Annotated in this window: 6 protein-coding genes; 1 reads left to right on the top strand and 5 read right to left on the bottom strand. The window is 44.6% G+C overall.

Going from position 1 to position 15,734, the window contains the following annotated elements; all coding sequences use genetic code 11:
• Window positions 1–48 precede the first annotated feature (48 nt).
• Together NOS7524_RS28380 and NOS7524_RS08580 are read right to left on the bottom strand one after the other, a co-directional pair.
• Complete coding sequence (locus tag NOS7524_RS28380) at window positions 49–7,695, bottom strand: phytase (protein WP_015138092.1); 7,647 nt, start codon at window positions 7,693–7,695, stop codon at window positions 49–51.
• 85 nt (window positions 7,696–7,780) lie between these two features.
• Window positions 7,781–10,954 (bottom strand): 5'-nucleotidase C-terminal domain-containing protein, encoded by a 3,174-nt coding sequence (locus NOS7524_RS08580; protein WP_015138091.1) that lies wholly within the window; start codon window positions 10,952–10,954, stop codon window positions 7,781–7,783.
• On the opposite strand from NOS7524_RS08580, the gene NOS7524_RS29910 reads away from it, so the two are divergent.
• Window positions 10,948–11,118, top strand: a complete 171-nt coding sequence (locus tag NOS7524_RS29910) for a hypothetical protein (protein WP_171815361.1) — start codon at window positions 10,948–10,950, stop codon at window positions 11,116–11,118. The genes NOS7524_RS08580 and NOS7524_RS29910 overlap by 7 nt on opposite strands.
• A 353-nt stretch (window positions 11,119–11,471) precedes the next feature.
• Here NOS7524_RS29910 and NOS7524_RS08575 read toward each other — a convergent pair whose 3' ends face one another.
• From NOS7524_RS08575 to gorA, 3 genes are all read right to left on the bottom strand, one after another.
• Window positions 11,472–12,251: a COP23 domain-containing protein gene (locus tag NOS7524_RS08575; protein WP_015138090.1), complete on the bottom strand. Its 780-nt coding sequence runs from the start codon at window positions 12,249–12,251 to the stop codon at window positions 11,472–11,474.
• Between the two features lie 64 nt (window positions 12,252–12,315).
• A complete protein-coding gene (locus tag NOS7524_RS08570; protein ID WP_015138089.1) occupies window positions 12,316–13,980 on the bottom strand; it encodes a M48 family metallopeptidase in 1,665 nt (554 codons plus the stop codon).
• A gap of 200 nt (window positions 13,981–14,180) precedes the next feature.
• Window positions 14,181–15,533, bottom strand: coding sequence for a glutathione-disulfide reductase (gene gorA, locus NOS7524_RS08565; RefSeq protein ID WP_015138088.1), 1,353 nt, complete (start codon window positions 15,531–15,533; stop codon window positions 14,181–14,183).
• Window positions 15,534–15,734 lie beyond the last annotated feature (201 nt).

The following is a 15,734-nucleotide window of genomic DNA, read 5'->3' as shown; positions in this document are numbered from 1 at the left end:
GGGATGGGGGAGCAGATACGGGTTTCCTCTCCCCAATCCCCAGTCTCCTTAAAACACGAAGTTTTGAGGATTGTTCATCGCTGCTGGAGTGACGTTATCCAAAGCTAGGAATGGGCGGAAGATGCCGGGGCCAAGGGGTCCATCGCTATCAATTTGCAGGATGGTACTGTTAGTAGTGCGGCCTTGGACTAGGCGGACATAACCATCTGCGATCGCATTACTACCGTCGTAACCTAAGCTACTTAGTAACTGTGTCAGTACGATTTTGTCGCTACCTACTTCAAAATCAGTGATGGTATGACCTACTTCTCTGATGCTGGTGTAGATCAACTCGTCATTACCTGCGCCAGTGGCAATGGTTTTGCCACCAGTACCACCAACAATCCGGTCATTACCAGCAGTACCAGTGATGGGGTCACGGCTACCACTACCATTGAAGTTATTGAAATCGTTATCAATGATAGTGACGGTAGCACTAGCATTAGCAGCCAAATCATAATTACTGCCATCAATGATATTGAGAATGACGGTTTCATTCCCTTCTACCAAGGCATCATCAACGGGAGTGACAGTAATATCAACGTAGGTTTTTCCGGCTGCAATGGTAGCCGTACCAGTGAGGTTGTTGTAATCGCTGTCATTGGTCGCAGTACCTGCAACGGTGTAATTAATTGTTAGCGATTGACTGGTGTTACCTACGCGAGAAATGCGGAAGACTCCCGGTGTAGATTCTGTTTCAGTAGCTGTTGCTTTAGTAGCAGCAAGACTGATTACAGGGGTGGGTAAGTTGAGGGGCTGGTCTAGTTCCAGAACGATAAACTCGTTGTTATCAATACCTGGAGGACGACCGATAGAGAAGGGGTAGTTATTATCGTTAGCTAGTAGCACTGTTTTGGCATCCAGCACCACTACAGACTCGATAGTTTGGAAGGGGAAGGTGAATTTAGTGCTACCATCGCCATTTAAGTCTTTAGGATCAGCGATATTCAGCAGATCACCGATTTCTTCTTTGCTAACAAATCCATTAGCATCTTTGTTTGAGAAGTCAACCTTGAATAACTTCTTGAATCGGGCATTAGCACCTTGACCATTGTCCCGTTCAATCACCAAAAATTCATTTTCGTTGATAACGGTGATATCACCAATGGCGTGACTGGGGTTTTCTAGGAAGTAGTAACCAACTAAACCCTGATATTGCTTAGTAGCAAGATCAAATTTATAGATCCGCACAGAGTTGGCAGGATCACCAACTACAGTCCCTTCCAACATGGGATACAGGGTTTTTTGGTCTAGGCTGACAGCCATACCCTCAAACCCACGGGAACGAGACAGGTTAGGATTAGATGGTTCTGTGAGGAAATCAGGGTGATCAGGCGATCGCACAAACTCATCGGTGAACAAATCACGGACGCGATCGCCTGTACCTGGGAAGTCTGTGAAGTAGCCGTCAATGCCTAGCTGAATGAAGTCTCTGTATTCAGCTTCGGCGTTGTTGTAGCTTTGGGCTAGATAACGTCGTTCGTTACGGAAGGTGTAGGCATGGACAAACAAGCCTGCTGCATGGGCCTCTTGGACTAAAGTTGTGGGTGCAGTCAGGGTTTTATCAGCATCGTTAACTAAACCGTCGCCGTTAACATCATCTGCTACTCCGTCACTGTTAGCATCAACACCTTGCACGGATCTAATCATCCGTTTCCAGGGGCCAATACCGTCAGCGTAGGTGGCAATTTCCGCTAAACCTGCGGCTGTGCGTAAGTCTGCATAGGTACGTGAGTCCCCACTGACTACAAAATCGTAGGGGCGAACCTCTTGTAATGAACCATCCAAATTGACATCAAATGCGTCTAGTAGCTGCACTAAGGGCAAGTCAACCCCAGCCGCAGGCATAATGACATTATTGAGTGCTTTGAGATTGGCTGTCTCGAAGGACTGAATAAATATCCGTGATGGGTCAGTGAAATCGTTGGCTACTAGAGTATCAATTAATGTCTGAGTAATATCGTAGCCTTGGTCTAAAAAGTAGGTTGGGTGCTTGGTTTCGGGATAGATGCCGATTTTCTTCCCTGTATCAGCTTCTACCTGCTTCACTAGCTGAATGATCTCCTCTAAAGTCGGAACTTCATACAGACCATTAAACTCTTGAGGGCGGAAGCTTTGCGGCATAACTGCCCGTAAGGTTTTGATTTCTGCCAAGGTAAAATCTTCGGCAAAGAAGCCTTCTTCCGCAAACCCATCGACGATTTTTGTTGTCCGGCGATCGGCAAACTCTGGACGGTTGGCAACGTCAGTAGTGTTAATCAAGTTGGGTTCGTGGCGGGCAATTAACACTCCGTCTTTCGTTACCACAATGTCGGGTTCGATGAAGTCAGCACCGCGTTCAATGGCCAACTGATATGCAGCTAAGGTATGTTCTGGGAGTTCGCCGCTTGCGCCTCGGTGTCCAATTACCAGTGGTGCTTGACCATTGAGAGTGTTGAGATTAGTGATATTAGGTGTGGGGATAGGCGCAGCTAATAACTTGCCGGTAGCATCGACGTGTAACAGATAGGGGCCAAATTCTTCGCCTATCCAGATTGTGCCATCTTCGGCAATGACGAAAGATTCAATATCGAAATCTGCACCAGTGAGGAGGCGATCGCTGGTATTTTCATTGACAATCTGGAAGGGAATTTTGTTATCTGGGTCAGATAGTTGGATAAAATCCAAGACATTGACACTGCGATCGCCATTTTCTGTACCTCGGAAACTGGGGTCAAGGCGATAAATCCGCAACAGGTAATCAGGACTATTAGCCTTACTACCAAAACCGTTGTCAGACAAGAACCAGTAAGAATTATCATCGGCAACTTGTACCGCACTAAAGCCTTGGATGGGCTGGTTAGTAAATGGTATAGTCCGTCCGTTGGTATTACCCGTGATGGAATTACCGGATGGTGGCCCTTCAGCGTAGCTATCAGCCGGGAGGACAGCAAAACCTTTGAGGGTTAATTTTGACCCATCCAACGTATAGGGTAATTCTAGTAAGCCGAGTTTTGACGGCAAACTAGGGGATGCAACTGTAATCCCGATGGTGCCGTCAGGATTGATCTGAGTGCCGACGATACTAAAATCATTGTCGTTGACTAAAGCTAGAGTTTTGGAGTCTACCAAAGCCAAACCTTCTAGCTTGCTGACTCCGGTGTAACCAAGTTCAGCTGCATTAGCAATCAGGGTTTTGGTGACAGGAACAATATTCGCTGCTGCTAACTCGGCAACTGTTAATTGTTCTATGGTTTTACCAGGGGGCAGTGTCCCCAAGTTAGCAGGATTATAAATGTTGGTTGCCCCTGCCAAATCAATCTGGAAGATGAGTTTGTTAGATGTGTTGTCTTCTAAATCATCTCGCTCAACCACAGCGAATTTACCATTACCCAGAGAGACAGCATCGCCAATTTTGTCTGTTCTGGCATTACCACTGCCGGAAATATTATCAAGCAGATAAAGATATTCACCAGTCACCTGTTTAGAAATGATGTCAAATTCCAAAATCCTCAAATTGCGGGAATTTCTGGAAGTGGCATCATTGCCAAAATCCGGGTTATCAATCGCACTTTGAATAAAGGCATACAGTTTATTACCTTCCAGTGCTACAGCTTCAAAGCCTCGGTTATTACGTCTTTGGGCGTAGACTGCCGGAAACACAGGTGTGCCAAAAAATGTACCACCGTTTTGGGAAGAGTCAGTAGCATCACCGACAGGAATAAAGCGATCAAGCAATTTACCATTACTATCAAAGTGATAAATCGCTGGACGATACTCATCCACCATCCACAAGTCACCATTAGGTGCAACCACAATCCCCTCTAAATCTGCGCCCAAGGGGTCATTCGGTAGCGGCTGGTTATTCAAATCTACAGGATTTTCATCGGTGTAGGCTGTACCGCTAGCACCTGCTTGCAGGTTGGCTAGTCCTGTCAACGGGGTGACACCATCGGGACCGAATAAGCCCATTCTCTTAGTGATGGTAATTTCCCCGGTGGGGCGGTTAAGTTCAAAGCTCACCACTTCTGGTTGGAAGTCTGGTAAAACAAATGGTCTGTTAGCACCAATGGGTTCTCCATTAGGGCCTCTATCGGTGTGAGCGACAAACTGCAAATTACCGTTAGCAGCAATCCCTTGGAAGTACAGCCCAGAGAAACCACCCAAGAAAATATCTTGACCAGTGATGGTTGTACCTAACTTTGGTAGATCATTAAATTCGTAGACAGTCAGCTTTGGTTGTGCCATAGGAGTACGCGGATTGTAACTGGAGGTATCAATTGCTAGGGGTTGGGGAAAAGCATGGGCGATGTTTTCCCAAGGCACTAGCTTGAAGTTGGTGTTGACATTTTCGAGTTCGCCGTCATCTTCAACAAGTCGGGCGGGATCGTTCGAGCCATCTTGAGTGACAAATAAACCAAAGGGGAAATTCGGCCCCAGTGGCACGTTGACGACATCTGCGCCGTCAGACTCTTGCACGCTATCAATCGCCCCATTACTACCCACGGCAAAGCTACCTAAATATTCGTTGTTACCTTCACGGGTATAAGCCACAAAGGTGTTGTCCCCTTGGCTGGATGCCAAGAGATAGCCTGTACCGTTTTTGCCGTAGTAAATAGTTAAACCTTCAACATCGTCGGTGAGGTAAGAACCACCCAAGGCTTTGACTTTATCTATCAACTTGCCAGTGTTACTGCCATCGGGTTCTGCTTGGTATTTCCAGATACCAACATTTTCCTGTCCGATGTAGAGAAAGCCTGTTTCTTGGTCTGCTACCATGCCCTCGGTTTGGGGGTCAATTCCCTCATCTGTGGGGATAGTAAACTGCCGCACCCGTTCCGCCCCAATCTTGCCGTTGCCTTGATCAATCAACTTGAACTGGGCGATATCACCAGTTTCACGGCGATTAACAAATACATAGTAATCATTGGTTATGGGGCTACGATATAAAGCCACACCGTAAGCACTGCGTTCATCTGATGAGTAAGGCGGCTCAAAGGGTGCGGCTTGGAAGAGAGTCCCGATACTGCTGTCGGTAATGTCTTCCAGGTATTGACCGGGGGTGGTGGGGTTGGGGTTAATTTTAAAGATTACAAGTTTATCGTTGTTGCGATCGCTCGCCACAGCGATATCTATACCTTCATCACCCAATTTAAACCCATATTGCAGGTCAATGTTGTTGTAACGAATATCACCAGGGTTAACGGTTTGGAGAAGATTTCCAGACAAGTCATAAACCCGCAAGCCAGCGTTTTTAGCTACTGTCAATACAAGGCTGGCTGAGGGGTCAGTAGCATTAACATAAATAGCGGGGTCGTCAGCATCCGCATCTCGGTCAACTTCCGGGATGCTGGCATCGTCATCGTCAAATAAATCGGGGCGGGTTTCGACGGTGGGGGTAGCAGTGGGAACTAAATCTGCACTCAAAGTCAGAATTTGCGTAAATTGAGCAGTGCTGAAGTTGTTATCACTGACCAAAACAATTGATTGCCGACCATCAGCCAATTTGGGGCCGAAAGTAATTCCTTCGATGTTATCTGTACCGGTGGGTAAGTCGAGGTCGTTTAAGTTCAACACTAGGCGCTTGCTGGCAGGTCTTAAGGCAGCTAATTCTGCTGCACTCAGGCTTGCTAAAGAGTCAATGGTGCTAATATCCGTTGCACCTTGCAAGGACACCTCATAGATTTTGATGGTATTACCTACGCCCACAGCAAAGGAACGTTCCACAGCCAGGAGAGTACCTCGGTTATCAATCGCCAGTAAATCCACCAAACCGTTATCTGCAAATCCTGTAGACGGGTTGGGGACATCAGCGATCGCATCAGTAACATAGAGATATTCTTTTTCTGGCTGACCACTAACTAAGTTATATTGCAGGATGCGAGAAGGGCTACCGCTAGTTAAAGAAGCTCTTGCACCATCTTGCAATAGGGCGTTTTCGGTGGCTGTGTAGAGGGTTTTCTGGTCAGGGCTAATGGTGAGGCTTTCAAACGCTAAGTTATTCCGCACACCGGATATCTGCGTATCACCTGCATTGACAATGCCATCACCATTAGTGTCTTGTACAACTGGTGAGAACTTCACAGGCAGGGGTAATGAGCGCAATTCCTGCCCAGTAGCTAAGTCAAATTCTTTAATCCAAGGATTGCTGACACGACCAGCGTTAATATTGGCTTCCCCTTCTGAAGAGATAAACACCGTACCATTTTTGGTTAAAGCGATACCTTCCGGGTCAAGACTGAATATGGGAAAAGTATTACCGTTGGAGTCTTTGAGGGTGATGACATTGGTAAATTCTATCTCCCCATTGTCTGTGAAGGTATAAAAACGGGCTGGGGCGAATTGAGAGCGATCGTCTGAGATGGCATAGTAAACTTTATTAGCCGCATCATAGGTGACACCAGATAAGCCACCCATTTGTGCTGCTACGCCATCGACTATTCCGCCTGCACCTTCAGGAATAAAGCCAGTGGGGAAGGTTGCCTGTTCCTCAAATTCGGCATTGGGGAGGGTTTTACCTGCTGGTGTCGCTCCTACTTCTACGTCTACCCACACCAAACGATGGTCGGAACTAGGGAAGGGAAAATTACCTACTGGAGCAAATTCTGGGGCAGTATTTTCCGGCCAAAATACGGCTGAGTTAATAATTTGCAAATCGGTAGAGGGTAGAACATAATCTGCCCGCAAGTTACCTGGAGTTGTATCAGCAAAATCTGCTGTATCAAAAGCCGGATTACCTTTGTGGTTGGTGTTTGCACCACCTTGCAAAACTGCCTGCTGGGGTGCGCCGGGACTTGTGGGAATGGCATTAGTATTGATGCCAGGGTTCTGTAACAGTTGGAGAATGGCCTTGTCATAGCTATCCCCATCATATGGATCAGCATTTTGATCACCCATGATCACAAAGCTAGAACCAGCAACTAGACCGCCTGTATTGCCTGCATCATCATAGATATAATCACCTTGACCTGGGGTGATATAGTCTGCCCAAAAGCGAATTTCATCATGGTTGCGCTTACCGTTGCGGTCTTCTGCACCATCAAATACTGGGGGTGTAGGATGGCTCACCAACACATGAATTGTTTGCCCATTGACCTTAATTGGTACATCCCAGTGACTCTTGGAAGATAGGCGTAAGATAGCTTGTTCTTCTGGGGAATACCAAGGAACATCTGAGCCAGGGGTTTGAATAGTCGGTAATAGAGAGTCTGGCATATCCTTCCACAAGAAATTTTGGAAGGTACGCACATTAGCAGTATCAATGGGATATTTAGACAGTAGCAACATCCCAAACTGACCGGGGAAATTGCCAAAGCCAAAGGCATCATTACCACCACCAACTGAGCCGTTGTTATCCAAGTCAAATCCAGAAGCAATCCCCGTGTTAGAAGGAGCTATATAGACGTAGGGATAATTAACGGGAGTCGCGCCATTTTGACTAACAGCTAAGTAATTTTGCTGAAATAGTTGAACTGGTTCTAGAGGATCACTAGCAACATAGTCGAACTCATTAATCAGCAACACATCTGGGTTAGTACGCTGAATAATTTCCGCTACAGCTTTGGCCTGAGCATTGTTAGGAGTAGATAAATCACTTACTAACTGGCCTTCTGTATTGCGGTTGAGGGAAGCATTGAATTGAGAAAAGCGGATTGTTGGGTTAGTGTTAGTCGTCATAGTTTATTTCTGAATGCAATCCAGAGTGAGCGAAGAAAAATCTGACAGTTGAATGTTTGATATCTGCATTAATTAAGTGGCGAGGTTAAATAATATTCAAATTGACCCGAACAATGACATCGTTGTAGTCCAAGTCGCCACCACCTGGTAAATCCTCAAAGCCAAAAATGTTGTCTCCTAAGAGACGAATATGGTCAATTTGATTGGGATTAGCACCCAAAAAAGGAAAGTAAACTTGGCTGGTTTGTCCATTGAGGACTTGATTGATAGTACCGTTGCTGATGATGAAGGGAGCATATATACCCCCTCCTGCTAGTTGTTCTGTAAACCTAGCAGTACCTTGGTTCGCTACTGCCAAATCAGTACCAGAAACTCTTCCCCTGACTGCGGCTTGAGCATAACCATTTTGTCCTGGAAGTACATCAGCAGTACCATCACCATTGATGTCAATACCACCATTAGCATCAACAACTCGATAGAAACCCACAGTATTGTTAAAGGCAGCTTCTCGATTGACTATAAATTCTGCTCCTATCTGTTGACCTGTTAAACCACGTAGGTCTATAAGTTCTTTTTGTTCTTGACCTTGGAGTCTAGTACCTAAAATTTCGGTTTGAGTAGTTCTTTCAACTGCGACTACTAAGTTATTAAAAGCCTGATTATTTTGCTGTTCTCGCCAAGCAATTTCATAACTACCTGCTAAATCATTCACTTGGGCAGCAGTGTTGACTGTGCTAAAAAATACATTAGCTTGCTTACCTGCGAGAACTGCGTCAGTTGTGCTGTTTTGTACTAAGTAAAAGACAAGGCGAGAACTGTTACTAAAACCAGATAAGGTGCGAGAAATTTGACCAATACCATAACCTTGGGGATTATTAGATATGGCTGAAAATACGACTCTTCCCCGACTTAAAGCTGCTTGTATATATCCATCGCTACCAGGAGTTAAACCATTAACAGTGTTTTGCTCATCATCCACTGCAAACACACCAATTTCATTTACCCCTGTGGTGTTGACTCCGCTTAGGGTAAAACGGAGATTGGCGTTACCCGAAACTGTCAAACTATTATCGGTGTTGCGGGTGGTATTGTTGTCTGTGAGGTTAATGTTGCGAACAAAATCACGCCGGAAACCTGCATCGCTAATGTTGTAAGGTGTGGTGCGATAGAAAGTATTCATGTATTCGGCAAAAGCATCTTGTTCTGTACCCGCCGCCGCAAATGTGAACACACCGTTATCTAATGTCAGGGGTGCATCTATAACACCATTACCGTTAACATCTGTAGTTTCACCCCGTAAATCTACCCGGTTGGCTAAAGTGGGATTATCTTGAACAAATTTTGGGAAAGGATAACTATCACCACCTAAACCCGGCGTAGTTTGATTAATACTTGTTCCCGCTAAGAAGTTTAATGTCACCATCCGGAAGGTGCGGTTAGGATCACCGATTAAGTCACCATCCTGCACTACTACATCTAGAGGTGAACCATCTTCTTTGACAACGGTTAAGCTGCGAACTCGCTCGCCTGGGGTGGTAACATTGCCATTATTATTGAAAGCGATCGCTGTTCTTGTTGGATCAAAACTAAAGGTTAAACCTGCTACCTGCGGAAACTGTCCCGGTGTCCTTCCCGGTGCAATAGCCGCAACTCCATGTTCTAATAACCACTTTAACTGTTGGGCAGTAACGGTAATTAAACTTAAACTATTATTAAATCGCAGGGAATTTTCTACATCTAATTGTGAAATATCACCCTCTTGCTTATTAGGAGCTAAAGCACTAGGTTGGGTTGGTAATTTCTGGACATCTGAGGCATCAGTAGCACCTGCACCAGCTGCAATTACACCAATATTATCTCGAATACCACCGCCATTTTTTAAGGAAATAACTACAGTTGGATCAATTTGTTGAGCTTGCCATAAATTAGCATCAGCTGTTAAATTACCAAAATTAGTTTCCCTGGTTCTAACATCGGTACGTGTACCATTCAGGAAAACACTAGCTTTTCCTACAATTAAATCATCTTTACTAGCAATAACGTTACGAATGCCGTTGGTAATATCGACAATTTTTTGATGTTCTGTATTGGCAGACGCATTAGTAAAAGTTGTAATGTCACCTGCTGGATCAAAGTTAGCAACCCCATAAACTCGATCTACACCGGCTTGGTCTGTGGCGTAAGCCCCGTTAATATTGGGATCTAAGGTGTTAGTTTGGATGATACCTGCATCATCAAAGGTGGCAATCAAACGTCCCACATACTGATAATTTGCCTCTGTATTCACCACTAATACAGGTTGGTTGCTGGCGGAATTTCTGATGATTGGATATGTACCACCAGATGTATCGCCTGTTCTTAGGGGGTCGTTATTATCAGATAAGATGGAGTGAGAACCACCCGCAACAATGACATCAACATCTCTTAATCGTGGTGCTAATTGATTGGCTTCGATATCCAACTGCTGCATATGCGCCAGTAGGATAATTTTATTAATTCCCGCCGCCGTTAAGACATCAACTTGGCTTTGAACTCTAGCCGCTAGAGCATCATAATCAATAGGATTTTCTGGAAAAACACCGACACGACCAGAACTAGAAATTGTCGGTAATAAAGGTGTAGTTGCCCCAACAATCCCGATGATTTGGTCATCAGCGTTACCAGCAATACCATCATTACCAGGAAGAGTAATTACTGTACTTTTAGCAATTTTCCCAGATATGGTACTAGCTTCGGCTGTATCCTGGTTAGTTGCTAAATCAGATGCACCTAAAGCCCCATCTGGATTAGTGTTAGAAGCTATTTCGTTACTAAAATCTAAGTTGCTGCTTAAATAAGGAAATCTTGTGCCTGGATTTCCACCACCAGTGCGGAGAATATCGCGGACTTGTCTGACACCTAAATCAAATTCATGGTTTCCTAATACAGAGGCTTGAATACCCAAAGCATTGAGAATGCCAATATCACCTCGTCCAATTACAGGTGCTGAGGAACTACCCAAACCGCCTACATTGTTCAGGCTGGTATCACTAGAAGCGTTGAAAAATACACCTGGAATATAATTATCCCCAGAGGATAGGGTTAATGTGTTGGCTAATACAGTAGATGAAACTCCGAAAGTATTGGTATCAGTATTAGTCCGCAAACGATTTAGCACTGCTGAAAAGCGCACTGCATCAGAAGTCTGAGGGCTAGTGCCGGCAGCATCAATGCCACCTTCAAAGTCCGAGGCGTGGAGAATTTGAAGTGTAAATGTCATGCTTCTGGGTAATTAAGACAACATTAACTGCTAAGACGCAGTTGAAATTTAGGGCGATCGCTCAATCCTCATGGCAAATTAAGGCAATCGCCAGAAACCAGCTATATGCCTTAATTCAGTATTTATGCGGATTGCTAAATTTAAAACTATCCCAGCTAGATTAAGAAATAGCTAGCAAAAGGTTAAAAGCAGATAGTTATAGCAGAAGGCAATGGGCAATAGGCAATAGTAAAATCCATACCAGCCTTGTCTACAGCTATATTAGTCAATAGTCATAGTGGCTTCTCTATGGATAGACATCTCCAAAAAAGAATGTAGAGACGTTCCATAGAACGTCTCTACTGGAAAACGCATATTTCATTTCTGGAGATGTCTAATGGTTAATTCGGGGTGAGCTAATAGCCCACCCTAAAGTCCATATATTCAATTACTGAAAAACTTTTGTACTGATAAACCAACTCAAAATACACTGTGGGAAAAAGTTACCTTCCATTCCCCACTTCCTACTTCCTCAACTCTAACGGAATCTATCAGGATTTAACCGAGGGCGAACTTGAGATTGATTGCGAATTGCTACGCCATTTTTCAAGTTTCTACCTGTACCTCCATCTCTAACATCAAGGTAAGGTTTGAGATTAATACCACTTCTGAGTGAATTGACTCGATTACCATTACCTAGCAAGGTGCGGCCTAAGTTATAAATTTCATCTCCGGCTCTACCGCGATTAGTATAAGTGTTAACTGCCGTAGTTGCCTGGCCACTATCAGCAGACACTAGGTTCTGGAAAATGCTATTGCGGACGATGTAGGGATCTCTGTTGCGGGGTACTGTCAAAACAATCCGACATCTAGCATTACTTTCTGTGGTGACACAAACGATGTTTTCGTTATTTTCTACAGATGTTTGAAGTTCTTGTAAACCATCTGGACGATAGGTTTCTAAGCGATTGGCAATGGTTTGACAACGCAATTGGGGATTCCAACCACCACCTAAAGCCGCAGGAGTAGCCCAAGGAAAGTATTGTCCTGGTTGACTTTGGGGTTGATACATCACAGTAAATTGACCGTTATACTGTTGGCAAACAAACCGCGCACCACCAACTGTAGTGGTGGAAGTGGGTGTATTTACTGATGTATCTGTGGGAAATGGTGTAGTTGTGTTTGTTGTTGTTGATGAACCTGATGGTACAGTTGGTACAACTACATCATCTAATTGGGCAAATGCCGCCCCATTACCCAAAAACAAAGATAAACCCAGGCCACCCACACAAGCAAACTTCCAGCTTTTTGATAACATAAACGCTCCTCTAATGGACACAGAGTGGATATATTTTCATTGACGAAAAATTTTGACTTTTGATTCATTCAGTAGGTTGCTTTTTTTCTGCTTGTTCTTTTTTGTCTTGAAGCAGTTTTTTGACTTTGGCTTTAATCTCTGCATGGCGTTCTACTCCTTCAAAGGCGTAGCGGTTGTAATTATTGCGAGTAATCATATTTTCTAAATAATTTACTCGTTCATTACCGCCTGGGTGAGAAGATAGCCAAGTGGGAATGCTAAATTTCTTTTGTTGATCCAGCGTTACCATTAAGTTACGCAAACCATCGGCTGCATAACCATTAGCAACAATTAAGCGTGTACCAAGAAGATCGGCTTGTCGTTCCATGTCGCGGTTGTAAGTTAGTGCAAATAGTCGCCCGATTGTGCCACCGAAAGGTAGATACTGGGTAACATTGGCAATGAGATTACCTTGGGTAACTAATTGAAAACCGTGGGATAAAACGACATGGGCTAATTCATGTCCAATTAAGCCTGCTAATTCTGCTTCTGAGTTAGTTTTAGCGATCGCACCTGCATTAATAAATATTTTCCCCCCTGGGAGGGCAAAAGCGTTCAGATCTTCTTCCGGAATGACAAAAAATTCATATTTAAATTCTCGTCTACCGGCAGTATTAGCTAATTTTTGACCAATATCATTGACATATGCCAATGTAGCTTCATCTATTACTAAAGGCATCTGTTTTCTCGCTTGTTTAGCGACTGATTCACCTACAGATTGTTCACCTTGGAGCAGTAAAATTGTGGAATCGAGGGCAGAAAATGGCCCTAGCAAACTACCAGTGACGGCATAACCCAAAGCACCTGTGATAATGTTACTAATCACGTTACCTCGAATTTCAGCGCGAATATGAGATGTGTAGCGTTTGAGATTGGCTTCGGCTAATTCGGTAAATTCTGCCGCTTGGGGACTTTGGGGGTTGAGGATGGCAAATTGACGGGCGGCTAAGGAGGCTTCCATCCATTTTTCGGCTTTAGCTAGTGCAGTGACTCTAGCTTTAGTTAATTCTGGTTGGTCAGAATATAGAGAAGTTGCCCGTTCTAATACGTCTAATGCTTCTTTCGTGCGATCGTATTTAGTTAAAGTGTCAGCGTAGCGAATATGACCAGGAATAAATTCTGGATACTGTTCAACTAATAATTGCAGAGGTACTAAAGCCCGTGTTTGCAAGTTTTTGGCTATCCCAGCTTCGGCTTCTCGCCAATAAACTCTCCCTGCGGGTGAAAGTTGAGCAGGATCAAGTATGGCTGTTTTACGTTCTGGCTGTGCATTACCTGTCTTGGTAAAGGGTGCTTTCACCTCACGATATAGCTTTTGGGCTTCTGTAATTTTGCCTGCTAAATACAACTTATCTGCTTCTATAAGTTTCTGCTGGCGGGCAATTTCTTCTGGAGTGGGAGCTGGTTCTTGCGGTTCAGTAGCTTCTGTATTGGGTTGTTGTGGATCTGAGGTTTCTGGCTGTGGTGACTTGGGAGAATCGCTAGTTTCAGTTTGAGAGGAACGCCGTAGCGCGTCCCTTAACTTTTCGGCTTGTGGGCTTTCTGGGTTGGGTGGGTTTGTCGTTTCAACAGTTGGTTCTTGGGCTGGAGTGGGTGCGATCGGTTGCGTGATAATAATTAGCAGTGATGTAGCAACTGACAGCAATATCCAGTTTAAAGCTAACAGCAGAGACTTCCGGCTTCGTTTCATCCTGAGTCCACCTATAACAAAGGCTCTTTATCTAAGGGTATGAGCAATTGTCCTCATTTGCCACAGGTGGTTAGGGGTATAGGGGGGCAGGGGAGCAGGGGAGCAGGGGAGCAGAGGAGCAGAGGAGCAGGGGAGCAGAGGAGCAGAGGAAGTAAATTCTTCCTTGTCTCCCCCAATCCCCAATCCCCAATCCCCAATCCCTAACGCATCGTGACAAATTCTTCTGCCGAACTAGGATGAATACCAACTGTAGCATCGAAATCGGCTTTTTTCGCTCCCATCTTCACAGCGATCGCTATTCCTTGTATGATTTCTCCTGCATGATCACCAACCATGTGTGCGCCTAACACTTGATCGGTTTCTGTGTTTACTACCAATTTCATCAGGGTTTTTTCTTCCTTCCCTGGGAGGGTGTAGTACATGGGACGGAAACGACTACGATAAATTTTAATGCGATCGCTACCATATTTCTCAATGGCTTCGGCTTCTGTTAAGCCCACTGTGGCAGCTTCAGGGGTGGTGAAAATCGCTGTGGGAATGTTTTCATAGCTCATCACACGAGATTTACCACCAAAGACGGTATCTGCAAAAGCTCGCCCTTCATTAATTGCTACCGGAGTTAGTTGAATTTTACTCGTGCAATCACCTACAGCATATATATTTTCTGCCGCCGTGCGACTGTAGCCGTCAACTAAAATCATCCCTGCGCTGTCTACTTTGACTGAAGTATTCTCTAAACCTAAATTATCAGTATTTGGTTTCCGTCCTAAAGCAGCCAAACTGATTGCGTCTGCCAAAATGTTTTCTTCGGTGTCTGTTTTTACTGTGACGCTGACACCACTATCTGTCTTAGTAATTCCTACAATATCAGCATTATTGATAATCCTAATGCCGTGACGAATCATCCCTTCTTGAATTTCTGTCCGCAAATCTTCGTCAAATCCCCGCAAAATCTTATCATGGCGAATCACTTGAATTACTTCTGTACCTAAACCATGCAAAATACAAGCAAATTCAGAGCCGATGTAACCACCACCTAAAAGTACAACCCGTTTCGGTTGGGTTTTCAGTTCAAACAAAGCATCAGAAATCAGCGCGTGTTCAATACCAGGGATATCAGGACGAACAGGTGTCCCCCCCACAGCAATCAAGATTTTATCGGCGGTGACTTTAGTATCACCAATTTCTACTGTGTGACTATCAACAAATTTAGCCCGCCCCTGGAATACTTGGACTTTGGAGTTGTCTAACATCCGTTGGTAGATACCATTGAGTCGGATCACCTCATTATTCACACGGGTAATCATGTCTTCCCAGTTCAAGGAACTTTGGACAGGACTCCAACCATAACCTTGGGATTCTTCAAAAATGCCGGGGAAGCGAGAAGCATAAACCATTAATTTTTTTGGTACGCAACCGCGATTAACGCAAGTACCACCGAGTCTATCAAACTCTGCAATACCAACTTTTGCGCCATATTCTGCGGCACGGCGAGCAGTTGCAATCCCACCTGAGCCTGCACCAATTACAAATAAATCAAAATCGTATGCCATCGCTTTCTCCCAAACATCCTGAATAAAACAGGCAAAGGAAGCAATTTTAACCTTCCCTTGCCTGAAAAACCAACAAGCGCAGAATAATGAACCAGTGACTGCTGAGTGTCGAGTGCTGTTAGCGGAAGCGGGGCGTTGAGCAACTTGCTGAGTTGTAACTGGGAAGTTATTTCTCCCCTGCTTCTCTGCTCCCCTGCTCCT

This window comes from Nostoc sp. PCC 7524 (genome assembly GCF_000316645.1).
Taxonomy (GTDB): domain Bacteria; phylum Cyanobacteriota; class Cyanobacteriia; order Cyanobacteriales; family Nostocaceae; genus Trichormus.
This window is presented reverse-complemented; position numbering and strand designations above follow the sequence as displayed.